Raw genomic sequence first — 18,730 nt, 5'->3', positions numbered from 1 at the left:
TTAATTGCTATTTGATTGAGAGGTCGATTTGCTTTGCGAGCTTATCTGCTTTATTTTATTTGGAGGTAAATTCCTTCTTTTTTAAGAGAAAAAGATTTTAAAATTGATGAAAGCGGGGTATGAGTTGACGAATGCTAGTTTTCAATTGACGGATGACGGATAAAGATTAGGGGGAGTTAAGGCAATAGTTGCCTTACGCAAGCTAATAAAATAATTTACTTAGAGGAAAAGTGTCTAAAGTACTTCGAGATTTACAATGTAAGGTACCGTTCCTTGCTTGTAAAAACTGATGATGTTTGTAGCGCCCATTCGTGCCATTTCATTTCTGGCCGTTATTGTAGCTGAGCCAATATGAGGTAGCACACAGACATTTTCCATGGTCAATAATGGATTGTCTGGTTTCATGGGTTCGGGATTGGTGACATCGAGTCCTGCACCCCAGATGCTGCCTTTTTTTAAGGCATTGATCAAATCAGTTTCATTATGAACAGCTCCACGGGCCGTATTGATAAAAAGGGATGTGGGTTTCATCTTATCAAACGCTGATTTATTGAAAATGTCTTTGGTTTCGGGTGTAAGGGCACAGTGAGCGGAAATCACATCACTTTCAGCTACTAAAGTTTCAAAATCGACCCATGTCGCACCCAATTCACTTTCTGCTTCGGGGTTGGAGTTTCTGTTGTGGTATAAGATTTTCATATCGTAGGCTCCTTTACATTTTTTGGCCATAACCATCCCTATTCTCCCAAGTCCCAATATTCCCAATGTTTTTCCCTTTAGTTCCAGTCCTAAATGTCCAACAGGATCAAAAGAGCCCCATTTTCCATCCTTGATTTTCTGGTTCATAAAGAACATCTTCCGTGCTGTGGCAATCATCAAACCAAATGCAATGTCCGCTGTGGCCTCGTTCATGGCATTGGGTGCGTAACCTACTGGAATTCCCAGTTTGGTGGCTACTTCGATTGCTATGTTGTCATAACCCACCGCAAATTGGGTGATGATATCCAAATGTGAACAGGCATTTAAAAAGGTGCTATCAATCTTATCTGTCAATGTGCAAAAAAGCGCATCACAGTTTTTAGCTTTCGATGTCAATTCTTCATAAGACATGGGTTGTTCTTTGTCCCAAGCTATAACTTCACACCCTGCTTCTTCCAAAAGTTGGGTGGCCAGTTTTGGGAAAATTCTTGATAACAGTACTTTTTTTCGAGCCATGTTTGTTTTGAATTATGAGTGACAGTATTCACTACAGTTTTTGCATGATTCCCTTCCATCTGTATTTTCTGATGAAAGACCCTTCCTTTGGTGTCACGAATCGAGGTAACCCCTTGATGATTGCACCAAGGTAGCCTATGATAACATTGAGATACAATTTTAGGCTTTTCGCTTGCCAAGCCATTTTAAGTGCGGCTATTTTGGCAAGAACAATCCCATATCTCATTCTATACAACGCTTCCCCCTTTGAACGATAGCTTGTTTTGCTATATCCATGCCCAGTTGGCCTTAAGTGCTTTACTTGTAGAGAAGGGTCGGTGTGGGTTTCGAAGTCATTGTATTTGGCCAATAACACGTCTACGGTGTCCCATCCAACCCTGGGTCTTAGCCCTTCTATTTTATCAAAACAGGCTTTATGGTACAATTTTATGGGGCCACGGATATGATTCTTACCAGAAATATTCTCATAGGCCCAAGTGTCTCCCTTTTTGATATAGAGTAGCCCGGAGCACATACCCAATTTCCAGTTGGACTGAAAATGGTTGAGCATAAACTCAAAGTATTTTGGAGGTAGAATGATATCCGCATCGAACTTTCCAATTAAATCATAATCGGAAGCATGGGATAGGCCAAAATTGAAGGCATCCACTACTTTTTTTCCGGGAATGTGCTCATTAAGAGAGTTGCGTTGAACAACTTTGACCCATTCAAAGTTAGCAGCATAATGAGATGCAATTTCATATGTGCGGTCTCCGGAGTTGTCATCCACGATAATGAGTTCATGCGGAACAACGGTTTGTGCAGCAAAAGAATCAAGGCATTGGGCTAAAAAAGCCTCCTCGTTATGTGCGGGAATGATAATGCTGATTCGCATGGTCTAAAATTCCAAAAAACTAAGCACAATTCCCAAAGCTATTTCCGCTCGGCATAAACGATATAATATCTGTTGGTGAAAAGACGCAGTAAAGGTCTAAGTCCAATCTTCTTAGCTGGATTGGTCCATTTGGCGCTATCCTTTATGACCCAACCTGATTTTTCCAGGAGCCAATCAAATTGCCAATCTTCAAACTCGTGATAGTGTCTGTCCCAAGGATCTATTTTACTTCGATAGGCTGATGAAAACCATAAACGCATGGGGATGCTGGCCACCAATTTGTCAGCTTTTATTTCACTTAAAACATTGAACGGGGCAACCAAGTGTTCAAAAATCTCAAAAGCTGTTACTACTTCCGCTTTGGATTTGGTGACAGCATCAAAATCAATATCTAAATCTTCACCTCCTGTATTTTCCACTTGATATCCATTGGACCTCATGATTTTGGAAAACGGATTGTCCACTCCCAAATCCAAAATGGATTCAGAAGGTTTGATATGCTTTTGTAGAAATGCTAGGGTGTGTTTGTATCTTTTGTTGGGAAAGTTGTTCTCGTACATTTAATAGCGGTATACAATGGCATTGATGTTCATTCCGGCACCAACACTTGCAAAGATAACAACATCTCCTTTTTTTACTTCATGATTTTCCAGCTCTCCTTTTCTTACTAAATCAAAGAGGGTTGGAATCGTTGCCACTGAGCTATTGCCCAATTTGTGAATACTCATGGGCATGATGTCTTGGGGAGGTTGCACACCATACAGACGATAAAATCTTTTTATAATCGCCTCGTCCATTTTTTCGTTGGCTTGATGGATGAATATTTTTTTTACCTCTTTAATATCCACTCCGCTATCATCCAGACAATCCTTCATGGCTTGCGGCACATGGGTGCAGGCAAATTCATATATTTTCCTACCATGCATTTTAATGTATCGGGTGTTGGGGCAACCTTCTGATTTGTAGGTTTTATCAAAAAATAAATAATAAGCTTCTCCATTGGCATGGGTTACCGATGCGTGACTTAATATTTCACCTGAACCACCGTCACCCTCAATAATTGCGGCACCAGCACCGTCGGAATAAATCATACTGTCCCGATCATGGTCATCGACCACTCTGGAAAGTGTTTCTCCACCTATGACCAGACATTTTTTGGCAATTCCACTTTTGATAAAGGCATTGGCCTGTATCACCCCTTCAATCCAGCCAGGACATCCGAAGAGCATATCATAGGCTACACATCTGGTGTTCTTGATCTTCAGCAAATGTTTAACCCGAGTGGCCAGACTTGGTAGGGTATCGCCTTGAATTTTTCCGGATGTTACATCTCCAAAATTATGGGCAAAAATGATATAATCCAGTTCTTCTTTGTCGATTTGTGCATCTTCAATGGCCTTTTCAGCTGCCAGATATCCAAGGTCGGAAGTATTCAGGTCGGGTGAGGCGTAACGTCGCTCCCGTATTCCGGTAATAGCTTTGAACTTTTCAATGATCACGGCATTCTCATAATTGAAACCAGTACCGTCCGTTTCTAAAAACTCATGGTTTAAAAAGTCCTCATTTTTTGTAATAACGGAAGGGATGTAACTGCCGGTTCCTGTAATGCTGATACCCATTAGTTGAAGTTTTAATTATTTAAGATAGCGGAGGGATGTTTATTTAAGTGATTTGGTGAAAATGCCCTACGATGTTCAAACACTGATTTGTCTGGTTTTCCAAAGGAAAAAGCCCTGAAACGATATTTGAATCAGAGCTTTTTGCTAATATTTATAATGCTTTAGCTAAGCTTCGGCATAGGCTTCGATAGGAGTACAGGTGCAAATTAAATTACGATCCCCAAAGGCTTCGTCTGTCCTACGAATGGAAGGCCAAAACTTGTTTTCTCCTACAAAAGGTAATGGAAAAGCTGCTTTCTGCCTGCTATATGGAAAGTCCCAAGTATCATTGGTGACCATTTCCATGGTGTGAGGTGCATTTTTCAGCACATTGTTTGGATTTTCGGCGCTCACCTCATCAATTTCTTCCCTAATGGAGAGCATGGCTTCGCAGAATCGGTCCAATTCTGCCAAACTCTCACTTTCGGTAGGCTCAATCATAATGGTCCCGGCGACAGGGAAAGATACTGTAGGTGCATGGAATCCATAATCCATTAGTCTTTTGGCAATATCGATAACCTCAATGCCATGTGCTTTAAAAGGTCTGCAATCAATAATCATTTCATGGGCCGCACGTCCACGTTCACCTGTATAGAGGACATCAAATTTACCTTTAAGACGATCTTTGATATAGTTGGCATTTAAAATGGCCATAATCGTCGATTCCGTTAGACCTTCAGCGCCTAACATTTTAATATATCCATAGGAAATCAAACAGGCTAGTGCACTTCCCCAGGGGGCTCCCGAAATGGCTGTAATGGCGTTTTCGCCACCAGTTTCTATTACTGGATTCGACGGAAGGAATGGTTTTAACTGCTCTGCAACACAGATAGGGCCTACACCTGGGCCGCCTCCTCCATGCGGAATGGCAAAAGTTTTATGGAGATTTAAGTGGCAGACGTCTGCGCCAATTGTGGCGGGATTGGTCAACCCCACTTGTGCGTTCATGTTGGCCCCATCCATATAAACCTGCCCTCCATGTTCATGAATCAATTGGGTTACTTGAACTATGGATGATTCAAAAACTCCATGCGTTGAAGGATAAGTGACCATCAAGGCCGCTAAATTTTCAGAATGTTGAATCACTTTATCCGTCAAATCTGCGACATCAATATTCCCTTTGTCATCGGTTTTGGTGACAACGACTTTCATGCCGGCCATAACTGCAGAAGCAGGATTGGTGCCGTGCGCAGAAGCTGGAATAATACAAATATTGCGATGTCCTTCACCTCTGGATTCATGATAAGCACGTATGGTCATTAATCCCGCATACTCCCCTTGAGCTCCTGAATTAGGTTGTAATGAAGTGGCGGCAAAGCCGGTAATGGTGGTCAACTGCGATTCCAATTCCTTAAGGGCGATTTGATAACCCTCGGCTTGATTTAATGGTACAAAGGGATGTATGTTCCCCCAATTGGCCCAGCTCAATGGCAACATTTCTGAGGCTGCATTCAATTTCATGGTACAACTACCCAAAGAAATCATGGAGTGGTTCAATGCCAAATCCTTTCTCTCTAATTTTTTGATGTAGCGCATCAACTCGGTTTCTGAATGATAGGAGTTGAACACCTCATGCTCCAAAAATGGTGCTTGTCTTTGTAAAGAATCCGGTAGAATTTGCTCCACTGATTTTACGAAAGACTCACTTGGCTTTTTATTTTGACTGCGCATAAAACATTCCACCAATGGCTTAAAATCATCTTGGGAAAATGCTTCATTCAAGGAGATTGATACAGTGTTGTCGTCAATATAATTTAGGTTGATACCAGCATTTTCAGCAGTTTCTTTTAACTTCTGAACATCATCCACCTTGAATTTTACTGTGTCGAAATAAGTGGAATTGAGTTGTTTGAAGCCCATTTCCGAAAGGAAATCTGATACCATTTTGGTATAGTTATGCACTTTGTTGGCTATATACCTCAATCCGTCTGGCCCATGATAAACGGCGTACATTCCTGCCATAACGGCCAATAGCACCTGTGCCGTACAAATGTTGGAAGTGGCCTTGTCCCTTTTTATGTGCTGTTCTCGGGTTTGAAGGGCCATTCGAAGTGCTCGATTGCCATCGGTGTCTTTTGTAACCCCTATGATACGACCTGGAATATTTCTTTTATAAGCTTCTTTTGTGGCGAAAAATGCCGCATGCGGCCCTCCATATCCCAATGGAATTCCGAAACGTTGCGTGGTTCCTACCACGACATCCACACCCCACTCTCCAGGAGGGGTCAACAAAACCAGACTTAAAATATCTGCAGCCACTGCGACTTTAATATCGTTTGCTTTGGCATTTTCCACAAATCCTGCATAATCATGAACTTGACCATGTTTGCCAGGATATTGCAAGAGTGCCCCATAGAAATCTGTTGAAAAATCAAACTCTTCGTGGTTGCCAATAACCAATTCAATGCCTAATGGTGTCGAGCGGGTCTTAAGGAGACTCAATGTTTGTGGCAATACTTCTTCCGATATAAAAAACTTGGTGGTTCCATCTTTTTTCTGTTGTCTAGAACGTAAATCAAACAACATGGTCATGGCTTCGGCTGCTGCCGTACTCTCATCCAAAAGGGAGGCATTGGCCAGTTCCATTCCTGTTAAATCACTCACCATCGTCTGAAAGTTAAGTAAAGCTTCTAACCTTCCCTGGGCGATTTCAGCTTGATAGGGTGTATAGGCCGTATACCAACCAGGATTTTCAAGAATGTTTCGCTTGATAGCGGATGGAATAAGACTTTCGTGATAGCCCAATCCGATATAGGATTTAAAGACCTTGTTTTTGTCTGCCAGTTCTTGAATATGTGTGAGGAACTTATGCTCACTAATTCCCTTGGGCAAATCCAAAGGAGATTTCAATCTAATATCATCGGGAATGGTTTCATAAATCAACTGTTCCAGACTGTCCACTCCAACGATTTCAAACATCGGTTGAAGGTCTTTTTCGGTAATGCCGATATGCCGGGAGGCAAACACATCTGTATTCATAAATCTATCCAATAAAGTGCACAAAATTAGGGATTAATTCGATGAAAATAAGCAATTTTGATACACACCATTTTAAAGTTGTTAACCACCAATTAACCTTAGGTCTAGGGTGGTGATTTTTTCAGATGCGATTCTTTAGAATACTTTTCGACTTTTATTTAAATGCCAGCGTGCATGTCTCGCTATCCGTGGTTGCTTTGACTATGGTTACCGCTTATTTTTTTCAACTTCCTGACAATGTTTCGCTTTTGGGGTTTGCTTTTTTTGGAACTATAGTGTGTTACAATTTTGTGAAATATGGTGTAGAGGCGGAAAAGTACCTAATTGTATACAACTCATATCATAAAACTATACAGCTTTTTAGCTTTCTGTGTTTTCTTCCGGCGGTGTATTTTTTTCTTCAACTAGGAAATCGTACGCGATTGGCAATTTTGGTTTTGGGACTGCTTTCAGTGCTCTATGCTGTTCCTTTCTTGCCCAAAAACAAGAATTTGAGAAGTCTTGGTGGGTTTAAGATTTACATTGTGGCAGCAGTGTGGGCAGGGTTTACGGTGATTTTACCATTGTTGGAACAAGAAGTCTCGCTCTCTTGGGATGTATTTCTGCTTTTAGCCCAAAGATTTATTCTAGTGTTGGCGCTGATCTTACCTTTTGAGATTAGGGATTTAAGATGGGACGATACACGGTTACGAACAATACCTCAAGTTTTAGGTATTGAAAAAACTAAAAGATTTGGGATGGTACTGGTGGCGTTTTTCTTTTTTTTGACGTTTTTGAAAGATGAGTTGACCGCTATTGAGATTGGGACGCGTTTTGTGGTCAGTATAATTTTGCTTGTTGTATTTGTTTTAGGGAAAAATATGCGACAAAAATATCTTGCTTCATTTTGGGTAGAGGGTGTACCAATGTTTTGGTTTGGAATATTATGGTGCTTGGAGCAATTTCTTTAGATATGCTTTTCCAAATCTTTTTTCATTTCCTCTTTTTCCGTTTCTGTCAATACATTAAGGCCTGCACGGTCGCAAAGTGAAGTGAATGTGGTATTCTGTTTAGAGAACTTTGCACAGGTCTTGCACATAAAAATATGCCACTTGAGCTTAATAATTTCCCATAAACCTGCCTCTTTATATTGTGATTTGTTGCAAATATGTGCAGCTTCCTCGCACGAAATCTTCATAACTAAAACCAATTTTGATTCAAACAACCCATAAGGGCCGTTCTAGCTCTATGGATCATCACCCACAGGTTGGACGGATTAATTCCAAGTTCATTACAAATATCTTCGGTACTCATTCCTTGAATGGTCTTCATCTTAAAAACAAGGGATTGTTTTTTAGGTAATTTTGAGATGCATTCTTGAATTGCAAGCCCCAATTCCTCATTTTCAATGGAGCTATCCCCATCCTTGCTAAAAGGATCAGCCACTTGCTCTTCCAACCAATCTCCTTCAGCGTCTGATGCAGCGCTGTAATTCACGCGGACTTCGGCCTTTCCTTTTTTGGAGTTGATTTTTCGATAGTAGTCGATTACCTTTCTCTTTAAGATAGCAATCAACCAAGTTCGTTCGGCAGCATCGCCCTTGTAATTTTTGGCCGAATTAAGGCCGGCGTAAAAAGTTTCCTGTACTAAATCTTTAGCGATTTCTGCATCACTTACACGGGCCACCGCATAGTTGAACAGGTAATCTGCATATTGATCTACCCAATTTTCAGGTTGAAGTTTATACGCTACCATATTTTTTTCAAGAAGTACCAAATGTAATGGATTTTAGTTAATGATTTGCTTTTTATCCATTACAAACGACTTTAAAAAGTATCACGAAAAGTTCATGAAAATATAATTTAGCGTAATATTAAGATTTCGAGATAAATAAATCATCCAGAGCACTGTCCAAAGCCCCAAAATCATGCTCATATCCCGCATCAATAAGCTTTTTTGGAATCACATTTCTACTTTTTAATATAAGCTCGGTCTCGGTATTGATCAATCTTGCTCCCATTTCAAGAAGGGACGTACTAAGAGGAATACCAAAGGGAATCTTTATTTTATCCCTTATTTTTTTCATAAGAGCTTCGTTGGTGGTCGGTGTTGGAGCCACTAAATTGATGACTCTTGTTATACAGTTATTCTTAATTATGAACAAGATACTTCTTGCAAAGTCCTTTTCATGAATCCAACTGACGAATTGCTTTCCGCTTCCTTGTTTACCACCAAATCCTAATTTCACTAGATTTTTGATTGGAGCTAGTGCGCCGCCTTCTTTGCCTAAAACTATGGATGTTCTAAGTGCAACTTTTCTTGTTTTAGGGGTGTTGCAAGAGAAAAATGCTTTTTCCCATGTTTTGGCAACTTCCACTGAGAACCCACTGCCCAATTCGCCAGTGAGTTCATTCATTTTTTTATCCATGGAATGCCTATAAATGGTAGCTGTGGATGAGTTTATCCATATTTCAGGAGGGTTGATGCTCTGTTCAACGGCTTTTCCCAAGACTTTGGTGGAATTGATACGGGAATCCAGAATTTCTGCCTTGTTTTTTTTGTTATATCTACAATCCACCGAACGCCCTGATAAATTGATAAGAGCAGTGCAGTCATCTATTTCCTTTGCCCACTCGGATAGTGTTTTGCCATCCCATTTTATGAAGCGGATGTTTTCAAAGGAAGGTTTTGATTTACGACTTAACACCACAATCTCCTCCACATAAGATTTTAGATTTTGAATGAGAATGTTTCCCAAAAAACCACTCCCGCCTGCTATGACGATTTTTTTCATGGCTTGGGTACTTTTCTCGTTATTCTGGAGACCTCCCTAGACTTTTTTCTTCCCCTGAAAAACAGGAAAAGATTGAAAAATAACATAATACCTAGGTAAATGGTAAAACCTCCAATTTTTTTACTCAATATTTCCATTAAAGTTTGATTGCTCATTTCATAATTTGGAGCATAACCGTAGATTTTCATGATGTACAATGCAAAACCTAAGTTGATCAGATAAAAACCTATTTCAAAAAGCTTATTTGTGGCTAGTGCAATGTCGTCCTTTCCTTTGAAGATATCGATCATAAATAACCTTCCATTTTTAAACAAAATTTTGGAAGTGTAGATGGTTAAAGAAATTACTATTGGTAAATAGATGATGTAGCCGATAATGATTTTTATGTTGTCCATAATTTATTGATTTAAGAGTTTTGATTTGTGTATGTATTTAAGCCAAAAAATGTTGTTATAATGCATAATGGATAAAAGCAAGATTATCTTGCCCAGTGTAAAGGATAGAGAGTTGAGCATCTCTAGTACGCTTCCTATATTTTTCCAGTATGTAATTGTGATTATGGCATATCCAATATTGGTCAGATAGTATCCAACTAAAAGAAGTTTGTTGATACTTTTTGCGAGCGGGATATCCATGTGAAAAAGATGGAACAGGAAGACCTCGCCATTTTTGTAAAATAACCAACCTACCTTTATCATTATGAAAACAATAATGGGGAGATATATGATATATGTAAGGATGTTATAGTTCATTTTTTATTCTGTAAGTGATGTATAAATGCAAGAATGCCAACATCATGGGGATTACAGCAAATTTCATAATGTAGTTAATGTCTCCATAGTTGTCTGTTGCAATCAAAACCAATATGGTTGCAGTTGGAATCAAATAAATGATAAAGAGCACTTTATTGGTTTCGCTTAACTTTTTGAAATTGTAAAGCATGATGAGACTCATGATTACTTGTACACCGCCTAAGACTATTGAGAAAAGCAATCCTAAATAAACGGTTAAATAGAGAACAAGGGTTAGTATCACAAAAACTAGGTTTATTTTATATAGCTTAGTCATTTTTACAATATTTTATAATTTCAGAAAAAATTGAAAGTTTATGTCAAAAAAATTATTTCATTAGTTTGATCAAGGCATTGCTTATCCAGTTTTGTTTTAGTTCCACGGTTTTGGCCAATAAGCGGTCTGCAGTTTCCGCCATTTCGTGAAGTGCTTTGGTTTGTTTGATCAGTTCTTCGCTGGATGGATTTCCATCACTTTTAATGGAACTGATTTCTTTCAAGGTTTTGATTACCGGTTGAATTTCCCTTCGACTGCGTTCCCGGGCAATAATTCGAGCAAGTTCATGCACATCTTTTTCCGTGGAGAAATACTCCTTACGTTCACCGGTTTTCAGTTCTTTGGTCACGATTCCCCAATCGATAAGTTGACGAACATTCATGCTGGTATTGCCCCTGGAGATTTGCAACTCCTCCATAATCTCTTCTGTACTCAGGGGATTTGGGGAAATAAAAAGCAATGCTTGTATCTGAGCCATGGCCTTGTTGATGCCCCATAAAGAGCCCAAACTACCCCAGGTACTGATAAACTTCTGCTTTGCTTCTACAAATTCCATGTAACAAAGGTAACAATATTTTTTAAACTTTCAGAAATAATTGAAAGTTTAACAACCTTATTGAGATTCCAGAAGTCCAGCGCGTTCTAAAAGGGGTTCTATTTTGGGTTCGGCACCTCTAAAACGTTTGTAAAGTGTCATTGGGTTTTCTGTTCCTCCTTTTGAGAGCACATGCTCCTTGAACTTATCTGCAATTTCCTTGTTGAAAATCCCGTGCTCTTTGAAGTAAGCGAACGCATCTGCGTCCAGCACCTCGGCCCATTTGTAACTGTAATACCCTGAAGAATAGCCACCTTGAAAAATATGGGAAAAAGCAGTGCTCATACAGGTTTCTGGAGTCTCGGGAAAAAGGTTGGTCCCTTCGAAAGCTTTGTTTTCAAATGTTTTCACTTCTTGTATCGGCGAAGGATCGCTTCCATGCCATGCCATATCCAAAAAACCAAAACTTAATTGGCGAAGGGTGGCCATTCCCTCTTGAAAGGTAGCCGACTCCTTAATTTTTTCAACCAATTCCATAGGAATTAACTCGCCAGTTTTATAGTGAAACGCAAAAAGTTCCAATGCTTCTTTCTCATAGCACCAGTTTTCCATGACCTGACTGGGAAGTTCCACAAAATCCCAGTACACCGAAGTACCTGAAAGCCCAGGATAGGTGGTATTGGCCAACATACCGTGCAGACCATGTCCGAATTCATGAAAAAGCGTGGTTACCTCGTTAAATGTCAGTAAAGAGGGTTTGGTTGCCGTAGGTTTGGTAAAGTTGCATACGTTGGATATGTGCGGACGATTATTTTGCCCATCTAATCTGTATTGTGGTTTATAAGAGGTCATCCACGCCCCTCCACGTTTCCCTGGTCTAGGGTGGAAATCAGCATAAAATAGTGAGATAAAATTGTTGGATTCGTCATAAACTTCAAAGGTTTTGACCTCATCATGATACTTTTCTATGTCAAATACCTCTTTGAAGGTAAGCCCGAACAATTTTTCTGCCACTTTGAACACACCATCTATGACATTTTCAAGTTTAAAATAGGGTTTGAGCTTTTCATCATCCAAATTGAACAACTTCTGCTTCAATTTTTCAGCATAATAGGCACTGTCCCATTTTTCCAACCGATCAATGCCATCCAAATCTTTGGCGAATACTTCGAGTTCGGCAAACTCTTTTTGAGCAGCAGGTTTGGCCTTTTCGAGCAATTCGTTCAAAAAGTTCAACACCTTTTCAGGTGTTTCCGCCATTCGTTCCTCCAAAACAAAATGGGCATGGGTTTCATACCCCAAAAGATTGGCCCGTTCATGTCGCAAGGCAACAATTCGCAGTACATTTTCTTGGTTGTCCAGTTCATCACCATGGAACCCTTTGCTTCCGAATGCCAATGAAAGTTCCTTACGAAGCTTCCTGTTTTTGGCATACTTCATAAAAGGGATGTAGCTGGGGTAATCCAAAGTAATTAACCAGCCTTCTTTGTCTTTGGACTTGGCCAATTGAGCTGCAGCCTCTTTTGCTCCATCTGGCAATCCATCCAAATCAGACTCATTGGCCAGTAGCAATTTATATTTATTGGTTTCCGCGAGCACATTTTCGCCGAATTTTAGTTTTAATTGGGCAAGTTCTGCATCAATCTCACGCAGCCGTTTTTTTTCTTCCTCCCCTAAATTAGCACCGTTTCGACTAAAGCTTTTGTATCGTTTTTCCAATAAAGTGTACTCCTCTGGACTTAGGTTTAAGCTTTCCCTTTCCCCATAAACAGACTTGATACGTTGAAAAAGCGCTTCATTGAGGGTGATGTCATTACTGAATGCCGACAACAAAGGCGAAACTTCTTGAGCAATTTGCTGGATTTTCTCGTTGGTTTCTGCCGAGTTAAGATTGAAAAATACACTTGAAATACGATCTAGTTGACGACCGGAGAAATCCAAAGCTTTTAAGGTATTTTCAAAAGTGGGCTGGTCTGAATTGTTTGCAATGGCATCAATTTCCTTTCTGGCACTTTCAATGGCTTCCAAAAAAGCGGGCTTAAAATGCTCGTTTTCGATTTGTTCAAATGGAGCCGTATCAAAATCGGATAATAGGGGGTTGTTCATGGATTTTTAGACTTTTGGATTTTTCGATAGGTCAAAATTAGATCTATCGATATAATTGGAATAGTGATCAAGGCAGCAAGAATGGCTCCAGTGATAAAAGCAAAATTTCTGCCCGTATCAGCAATCCTTTGAGGGGGCAAAACAAATTCCCACCGAAAAAGGACAATTAGTTGGATTAATAGATAAGCGCTAAAAAAAATAAATGCAGCCCTCCATATGCTTTTGTAAAAGGGCTTGACAAGCTGTTTTTTAATAAATAAAAGTACAATGCATGAGATTAAGGCGAAAATGCTACAAATTAATGTGGGCATGCTCATTTCTGGTATTTTAAATTCATGAATGAAGAATAAAAATACTTCTTATTTCTTTCCTCCAACCTCTTGAGCTCCCTTAATCACTTTTTCCTTGAGGCCCTGTTTGTAAACCTCGATTTTGTCCAGGACGCATTTATCGCCACTGCCGATGATTTGGGCGGCCAAGATTCCGGCATTTTTAGCTCCATTAAGAGCTACAGTGGCAACAGGTACGCCCCCGGGCATCTGTAAAATGGACAATACGGAGTCCCAACCATCAATAGAATTACTGCTTTTTACTGGAACGCCAATGACGGGTAATGGCGAAAGTGATGCCACCATTCCAGGAAGGTGGGCTGCCCCACCGGCACCTGCAATAATCACAGCATAACCATTTTTATGTGCATTTTTTCCAAAATCAAACAGTTTTTCGGGTGTTCGGTGCGCCGAAACAATATCCACATCGACTTCAATATCGAATCCTTTTAAAATATCAACTGCATCTTGCATAACAGGGAGGTCACTGGTACTTCCCATAATAACGGCTACTTTACTCATGATTTATCCGATATAACTTTAATAGTTTGCTTTACTTCTTGGGCTATTTCCCGTGCCCTGGCCATATTTTCATCGACAATGGTTACATGCCCCATTTTGCGGAACGGACGGGTTTGGCTTTTGCCATAAATATGCGGGGTCACTCCTTCCATATTCAATATGGTTTCCATGTTTTCATAGACCACATTGCCTGTATAGCCTTCGGCCCCAACCAAATTTACCATAACTCCCGCTACCTTGCTCCCGGTTTTTCCCAAAGGCAATCCTAAAACGGCCCTAATATGTTGTTCGAATTGGTTGGTATAGCTGGCTTCAATACTATAATGTCCACTGTTATGCGGCCTTGGAGCAACCTCATTGACCAAAATTTCATCGTCTTGGGTCTGGAACATTTCGACGGCAAGCAGTCCTACATGACCAATTGACTCTGAGACCCTGAGAGCAACTTCTTGAGCCTTTTTGGATACTTCTGAATCTATTCGCGCTGGGCAAATAACATATTCTACCTGATTGGCCTCTGGGTGAAACTCCATTTCAACTACAGGATAGGTTACGACCTCTCCTTCTTCGTTTCTGGTCACAATCACTGCCAGTTCATTCTTAAAATTGACCATCTCTTCTGCAATGCACTCCACATTGGGTAGGCCTTCTAGGTCTTCTATTTTCCTTACCACTTTAACACCTTGGCCATCATAACCAAATTGGGCGCTTTTCCAAACAAAAGGAAACCGAAGACCACCATTGGCGACACTATCGGATATTTCCGAAGTGTAAGCAAATCGGGTGAAAGGCGCGGTTGGAATATCGTGATCCGTGTAAAACAGTTTTTGAGTGGCTTTATTTTGAATGGTTCGCAACGCTTTGGTTGGAGGAAAAACCTTGATACCTTCTTGCTCCAGTTTTTCTAGAGCGTCCACGTTTACGTTTTCAATCTCAATGGTAAGTACATCGACATCTTTGCCGAAATTGTAAACGGCATCAAAATCAAGGAGGCTTCCCTTTATAAATTCGTTGCAAGCTATTCGGCAGGGGGCTTCGTCCGAAGCATCCATAACTTTGGTGTAGATATCCCATTTTCGGGTCTCATAAAGCAACATCTTACCTAATTGCCCACCTCCTAAAATACCAAGTTTAAAACTGGAAGAGAAAAAATGCATTGGTCCTTTGAATTGGAATGAAAGCAAAAATAAGCGAATTCCATGAAGGGATAAAAACTCAAGGTAATTAGCCTTTTAAAAATGTTATCTTTGCCAACCTATTGTAAATGAACGGCAAGTTGATAAAGCTTCATGACAAAGTCTTTAAGCCCTTTTTGGGTGAGGATCGGATTTTGGAGGCCATTAATAAAATGGCTGACCAAATCGCGAATGATTACAAAGATGAGGTGCCCATTTTTGTGGGTGTGCTCAACGGAGCTTTTATGTTCGTTTCCGACTTCCTTAAAGCCTATCAATATCCTTGTGAGGTTTCTTTCGTGCGTTTAAGTTCGTATCAGGGACTTACTTCCACGGGTATTGTAGAAACCTTGTTGGATGTGCCGGAGAACATTGAAGGTCGAAGCATTATCATTCTTGAGGATGTTATTGATACAGGACGGACTTTAAAAAAACTTGTGCATTTGTTTTCCCAGACCAATGCCAAAGAGTTCAAGATTGCTTCGTTGTTTTACAAATCTGAAATCTACAATGGCGAATATGCCATAGACTATGTGGGATTGGAGATACCGGACACCTTTATTGTAGGATATGGACTGGATTACAATGAACTGGGAAGAAATTTAAGAGAAGTATACCAATTAAACCAGACAAATATGATCAACCTAGTGCTTTTTGGAAAGCCAGGCGCAGGCAAAGGAACCCAAGCAGGGTTTTTGAAGGAGAAATACAACTTAAAACACATTTCTACTGGGGATGTGTTTCGATACAATATTAAAAATGGGACGGAACTTGGTAAATTGGCCAAATCCTATATTGATAAAGGAGATTTGGTGCCCGATGAAGTCACCATTGACATGCTTAAGGATGAGGTAGAGAAAAATCCACAAGCTTCAGGATTCATTTTTGATGGATTTCCGAGAACTGCAGCCCAGGCAGAGGCATTGGATAACTTTTTGGAATCCAAGGATATGCAGGTGGACGCTACGATTGCTCTAGAGGCTGAGGATGATATTCTTGTTTCACGTTTACTGGAACGTGGCAAAGAAAGTGGGCGTTCCGATGATCAAGACGAAAGTAAGATTCGCAATCGCTTTGACGAGTACAATCAAAAAACAGCTCCTTTAAAGGCGTACTACGAAAAGCAGGGTAAATTCCATTCCGTAAATGGAATCGGAGAAATATTGGAAATTACCGAGCGATTGAGCACGGTAATTGACGCGCTGGCTTAAACTCTAATACCAAAAGTACATGGGCCTTGATCTACAACCCACTTTAGAAGGTGATTTGGTGAGAATAAGACCCTTGGTGAAAGAGGATTTCGATTTGCTTTTTCAGATTGCATCGGATTCCAAGATTTGGGAACAGCATCCAGATAAAAAAGATTTACATTATCTGGGTTTTCTGGGTTTTTTAAGGATTCTTTGGACTCTAAAGGTGCCTTGATAATTCTAACGAAGGAATCGGGAGACATCATTGGTAGCTCCCGTTTCAAGTTAAGACCAAATTTTAAAAATGCCGCAGAGATAGGTTGGTCCTTTCTGGCCAGAAAATATTGGGGAGGGCAATACAATGGAGAGGTAAAAAGACTAATGATGGAGTATGCCTTTCAACATGTAGACCGAATTTTATTTTTTGTGGACAAGGATAACCGTAGGTCTCAAAAAGCAGTGGAAAAATTGGGTTCCCTTTCTTTAAAAGTTGATAGAAAAGTTGAGTCAGGGAATGATGATATCACCTATATAATCCAAAAGGTGTTGTAAAGTAATAAAGTTATGACCGAAGGTAATTTTGTCGATTATGTAAAAGTGAACCTAGCTTCCGGAAATGGAGGAAAGGGTTCAGTACACTTACATCGTGAAAAATATATTACCAAAGGTGGACCCGATGGTGGAGATGGTGGCCGCGGTGGACATGTAATCGTAAAGGGTAATAAAAACCTTTGGACCTTGGTGCATTATAAGTTCAAAAAACACTTTAAGGCAGGTCATGGTGAGCATGGTAGTAAAAATAGAAGTACCGGGGCCGATGGAGCTGACGTTTATCTTGAAGTGCCTTTAGGAACTGTAATCCGGGATACCGAGACTAATGAGGTGATTTTTGAGATTACCGAAGACCAAGAGGAAAAGATTGTATTGGCTGGTGGAAAAGGAGGTAGGGGCAATTGGCATTTTAAAAGCCCTACCAACCAAACACCAAGGTATGCCCAACCTGGGATTCCCGGCGAAGAGTTACAGGTGACGCTTGAACTTAAAGTATTGGCGGATGTAGGACTGGTAGGATTTCCCAATGCGGGAAAATCCACCTTACTTTCGGTAATGACCTCTGCGAAACCCAAGATAGCAGATTACGAGTTTACTACATTAAAACCGAATTTGGGTATCGTTGAGTATCGCGATTTTAGAAGTTTTGTAATGGCCGATATTCCAGGGATTATCGAAGGTGCCGCTGAAGGAAAGGGCCTGGGACACTACTCCCTAAGACATATTGAACGTAATGCCACCTTACTTTTTCTGATTCCAGCAGACAGCAATGATATCTCCAAAGAGTACGAAATTTTGTTGGATGAACTAAGACGTTACAACCCAGAACTTTTAGATAAGGAGCGTTTGGTGGCCATTTCCAAAAGCGATATGCTTGATGAAGAGCTTCAAGCAGAAATGAAGGTAGAGCTGGACAAAGACCTTGAAAATGTGCCGTATCTTTTTATTTCATCCGTGGCCCAACAAGGAATCCAAGAGCTAAAGGATCAGCTCTGGGAGTTGTTGAACGAATAAAATCCTCCACTTTACTTACGAGATTAAATATTGACTACCTTTAAAGATAGTTGATATAAGGGATGCGATATTCTATTTTCATAGTTGTTCTTGGTTTACTGGCCTCATGCGCCGGGATTAGGGTGCAATATGATTATGATAAGGCCACCAACTTTTCCAATTATTCCAGTTACAATTATTTTTCGGATTTGGATTCCGGTTTAAGTGAATTGGATGAAAGAAGATTAATTCGGATTTTGGATTCCATTCTACAATCCAAAGGTTATCTGTTATCAGAAGAGCCCGATTTTTTTGTCAATATTCTTAGTAGTGAATACCGCAACGCTCCAAACAATTCCGTTGGAGTTGGAATTGGGGGAACGGGAAGGAATGTCGGTGGTGGTGTTTCCCTTGGATTACCTCTTGGAAATTCTGGGATTCAACGTCAAATACAATTTGATTTTGTCGACTCCCAAAAAGATGCCCTTTTTTGGCAAGCCAGCAGTGAAAGTGGATACAGGGACAATGCCTCTCCCAGTGTTCGCGAAGAAAGATTAAGGGCAGTTGTGCAAAAGGTGTTCTCAAAATACCCGCCTAAAAAAAGGTAAACCATTGGACCATGGTTATTTGCCGCTTATCATAATGTGATTTTTCAGAAATACTTGCCACATTACATTTATTTTATGTTAAAAATGTAACAAAAAGATGTAAATACGGTCTTATTAAAGATCAACTTCAGTATTCAATCAAAAACAATTAAT

The 18,730-nt window shown here is 40.2% G+C and carries 20 protein-coding genes; 6 read left to right on the top strand and 14 right to left on the bottom strand.

Annotated elements, in window-relative coordinates:
- Positions 1–234: 234 nt before the first annotated feature.
- The 5 genes from E4661_RS01770 to gcvP form a co-directional block, all read right to left on the bottom strand.
- On the bottom strand, positions 235–1,215 hold the full coding sequence (locus E4661_RS01770) for a 2-hydroxyacid dehydrogenase (protein WP_136465095.1): 981 nt from the start codon (positions 1,213–1,215) through the stop codon (positions 235–237).
- A gap of 31 nt (positions 1,216–1,246) precedes the next feature.
- A complete protein-coding gene (locus E4661_RS01765; RefSeq protein ID WP_136465094.1) occupies positions 1,247–2,089 on the bottom strand; it encodes a glycosyltransferase family 2 protein in 843 nt (280 codons plus the stop codon).
- A gap of 38 nt (positions 2,090–2,127) precedes the next feature.
- Entirely contained in the window at positions 2,128–2,649 is a 522-nt protein-coding gene (locus tag E4661_RS01760) for a class I SAM-dependent methyltransferase (RefSeq protein WP_136465093.1), read from the bottom strand.
- Entirely contained in the window at positions 2,650–3,708 is a 1,059-nt protein-coding gene (locus E4661_RS01755; RefSeq protein WP_136465092.1) for a 3-oxoacyl-ACP synthase III family protein, read from the bottom strand.
- 165 nt (positions 3,709–3,873) lie between these two features.
- On the bottom strand, positions 3,874–6,726 hold the full coding sequence (gene gcvP / locus E4661_RS01750; protein ID WP_136465091.1) for an aminomethyl-transferring glycine dehydrogenase: 2,853 nt from the start codon (positions 6,724–6,726) through the stop codon (positions 3,874–3,876).
- Between the two features lie 125 nt (positions 6,727–6,851).
- Here gcvP and E4661_RS01745 point away from each other — a divergent pair, with 125 nt between their 5' ends.
- On the top strand, positions 6,852–7,676 hold the full coding sequence (locus E4661_RS01745) for a UbiA prenyltransferase family protein (RefSeq protein WP_136465090.1): 825 nt from the start codon (positions 6,852–6,854) through the stop codon (positions 7,674–7,676).
- Here E4661_RS01745 and E4661_RS01740 read toward each other — a convergent pair.
- The 9 genes from E4661_RS01740 to E4661_RS01700 form a co-directional block, all read right to left on the bottom strand.
- Entirely contained in the window at positions 7,673–7,903 is a 231-nt protein-coding gene (locus E4661_RS01740) for a hypothetical protein (protein ID WP_136465089.1), read from the bottom strand. The two genes, E4661_RS01745 and E4661_RS01740, sit on opposite strands and share 4 nt — an antisense overlap.
- Before the next feature lie 2 nt (positions 7,904–7,905).
- Positions 7,906–8,460 carry a sigma-70 family RNA polymerase sigma factor gene (locus E4661_RS01735; protein WP_136465139.1) on the bottom strand — a complete coding sequence of 185 codons (555 nt, stop codon included), beginning with the start codon at positions 8,458–8,460 and terminating at the stop codon, positions 7,906–7,908.
- A gap of 118 nt (positions 8,461–8,578) precedes the next feature.
- A complete protein-coding gene (locus tag E4661_RS01730; RefSeq protein WP_136465088.1) occupies positions 8,579–9,499 on the bottom strand; it encodes a TIGR01777 family oxidoreductase in 921 nt (306 codons plus the stop codon).
- Positions 9,496–9,894, bottom strand: coding sequence for a hypothetical protein (locus tag E4661_RS01725; RefSeq protein ID WP_136465087.1), 399 nt, complete (start codon positions 9,892–9,894; stop codon positions 9,496–9,498). Before E4661_RS01725 ends, E4661_RS01730 begins: the two co-directional genes overlap by 4 nt.
- Before the next feature lie 346 nt (positions 9,895–10,240).
- On the bottom strand, positions 10,241–10,567 hold the full coding sequence (locus E4661_RS01720; protein ID WP_136465086.1) for a hypothetical protein: 327 nt from the start codon (positions 10,565–10,567) through the stop codon (positions 10,241–10,243).
- A 52-nt stretch (positions 10,568–10,619) separates the two neighbouring features.
- Positions 10,620–11,123 (bottom strand): GbsR/MarR family transcriptional regulator, encoded by a 504-nt coding sequence (locus E4661_RS01715; protein ID WP_136465085.1) that lies wholly within the window; start codon positions 11,121–11,123, stop codon positions 10,620–10,622.
- Positions 11,124–11,180: 57 nt separating this feature from the next.
- The gene (locus E4661_RS01710; RefSeq protein WP_136465084.1) at positions 11,181–13,208 is read right to left on the bottom strand and encodes a M3 family metallopeptidase; all 2,028 of its coding nucleotides are present in this window, start codon (positions 13,206–13,208) and stop codon (positions 11,181–11,183) included.
- A gap of 359 nt (positions 13,209–13,567) precedes the next feature.
- Positions 13,568–14,059 carry a 5-(carboxyamino)imidazole ribonucleotide mutase gene (gene purE / locus E4661_RS01705; RefSeq protein ID WP_136465083.1) on the bottom strand — a complete coding sequence of 164 codons (492 nt, stop codon included), beginning with the start codon at positions 14,057–14,059 and terminating at the stop codon, positions 13,568–13,570.
- Positions 14,056–15,216: a 5-(carboxyamino)imidazole ribonucleotide synthase gene (locus tag E4661_RS01700; RefSeq protein ID WP_136465082.1), complete on the bottom strand. Its 1,161-nt coding sequence runs from the start codon at positions 15,214–15,216 to the stop codon at positions 14,056–14,058. Before E4661_RS01700 ends, purE begins: the two co-directional genes overlap by 4 nt.
- Before the next feature lie 119 nt (positions 15,217–15,335).
- Here E4661_RS01700 and E4661_RS01695 point away from each other — a divergent pair, with 119 nt between their 5' ends.
- The 5 genes from E4661_RS01695 to E4661_RS01675 all read left to right on the top strand — a co-directional run bounded on the left by E4661_RS01695 (position 15,336) and on the right by E4661_RS01675 (position 18,577).
- Positions 15,336–16,445: an adenylate kinase gene (locus tag E4661_RS01695; RefSeq protein ID WP_136465138.1), complete on the top strand. Its 1,110-nt coding sequence runs from the start codon at positions 15,336–15,338 to the stop codon at positions 16,443–16,445.
- 19 nt (positions 16,446–16,464) lie between these two features.
- Entirely contained in the window at positions 16,465–16,659 is a 195-nt protein-coding gene (locus E4661_RS01690; protein ID WP_136465081.1) for a GNAT family N-acetyltransferase, read from the top strand.
- Positions 16,656–16,976 (top strand): GNAT family N-acetyltransferase, encoded by a 321-nt coding sequence (locus tag E4661_RS01685; protein WP_168796307.1) that lies wholly within the window; start codon positions 16,656–16,658, stop codon positions 16,974–16,976. Before E4661_RS01690 ends, E4661_RS01685 begins: the two co-directional genes overlap by 4 nt.
- Before the next feature lie 12 nt (positions 16,977–16,988).
- Positions 16,989–17,990: a GTPase ObgE gene (obgE, locus tag E4661_RS01680; protein WP_136465079.1), complete on the top strand. Its 1,002-nt coding sequence runs from the start codon at positions 16,989–16,991 to the stop codon at positions 17,988–17,990.
- A 62-nt stretch (positions 17,991–18,052) separates the two neighbouring features.
- Entirely contained in the window at positions 18,053–18,577 is a 525-nt protein-coding gene (locus tag E4661_RS01675) for a DUF4136 domain-containing protein (RefSeq protein ID WP_136465078.1), read from the top strand.
- The last annotated feature ends 153 nt before the right edge of the window (positions 18,578–18,730 follow it).

Source organism: Flagellimonas onchidii (assembly GCF_004804315.1).
GTDB classification, from domain to species: domain Bacteria; phylum Bacteroidota; class Bacteroidia; order Flavobacteriales; family Flavobacteriaceae; genus Flagellimonas; species Flagellimonas onchidii.
The sequence above is the reverse complement of the archived record's forward strand: the minus strand, read 5'-3'. Positions and strand labels throughout refer to the sequence as shown.

Coding starts and splice junctions, on each gene's coding strand:
- E4661_RS01770 (WP_136465095.1), bottom strand. CDS start 1,215: ATGGCTCGAAAAAAAGTACTGTTATCAAGAATTTTCCCAAAACTGGCC.
- E4661_RS01765 (WP_136465094.1), bottom strand. CDS start 2,089: ATGCGAATCAGCATTATCATTCCCGCACATAACGAGGAGGCTTTTTTA.
- E4661_RS01760 (WP_136465093.1), bottom strand. CDS start 2,649: ATGTACGAGAACAACTTTCCCAACAAAAGATACAAACACACCCTAGCA.
- E4661_RS01755 (WP_136465092.1), bottom strand. CDS start 3,708: ATGGGTATCAGCATTACAGGAACCGGCAGTTACATCCCTTCCGTTATT.
- gcvP (WP_136465091.1), bottom strand. CDS start 6,726: ATGAATACAGATGTGTTTGCCTCCCGGCATATCGGCATTACCGAAAAA.
- E4661_RS01745 (WP_136465090.1), top strand. CDS start 6,852: ATGCGATTCTTTAGAATACTTTTCGACTTTTATTTAAATGCCAGCGTG.
- E4661_RS01740 (WP_136465089.1), bottom strand. CDS start 7,903: ATGAAGATTTCGTGCGAGGAAGCTGCACATATTTGCAACAAATCACAA.
- E4661_RS01735 (WP_136465139.1), bottom strand. CDS start 8,460: ATGGTAGCGTATAAACTTCAACCTGAAAATTGGGTAGATCAATATGCA.
- E4661_RS01730 (WP_136465088.1), bottom strand. CDS start 9,499: ATGAAAAAAATCGTCATAGCAGGCGGGAGTGGTTTTTTGGGAAACATT.
- E4661_RS01725 (WP_136465087.1), bottom strand. CDS start 9,894: ATGGACAACATAAAAATCATTATCGGCTACATCATCTATTTACCAATA.
- E4661_RS01720 (WP_136465086.1), bottom strand. CDS start 10,567: ATGACTAAGCTATATAAAATAAACCTAGTTTTTGTGATACTAACCCTT.
- E4661_RS01715 (WP_136465085.1), bottom strand. CDS start 11,123: ATGGAATTTGTAGAAGCAAAGCAGAAGTTTATCAGTACCTGGGGTAGT.
- E4661_RS01710 (WP_136465084.1), bottom strand. CDS start 13,208: ATGAACAACCCCCTATTATCCGATTTTGATACGGCTCCATTTGAACAA.
- purE (WP_136465083.1), bottom strand. CDS start 14,059: ATGAGTAAAGTAGCCGTTATTATGGGAAGTACCAGTGACCTCCCTGTT.
- E4661_RS01700 (WP_136465082.1), bottom strand. CDS start 15,216: ATGCATTTTTTCTCTTCCAGTTTTAAACTTGGTATTTTAGGAGGTGGG.
- E4661_RS01690 (WP_136465081.1), top strand. CDS start 16,465: ATGGGCCTTGATCTACAACCCACTTTAGAAGGTGATTTGGTGAGAATA.
- obgE (WP_136465079.1), top strand. CDS start 16,989: ATGACCGAAGGTAATTTTGTCGATTATGTAAAAGTGAACCTAGCTTCC.
- E4661_RS01675 (WP_136465078.1), top strand. CDS start 18,053: ATGCGATATTCTATTTTCATAGTTGTTCTTGGTTTACTGGCCTCATGC.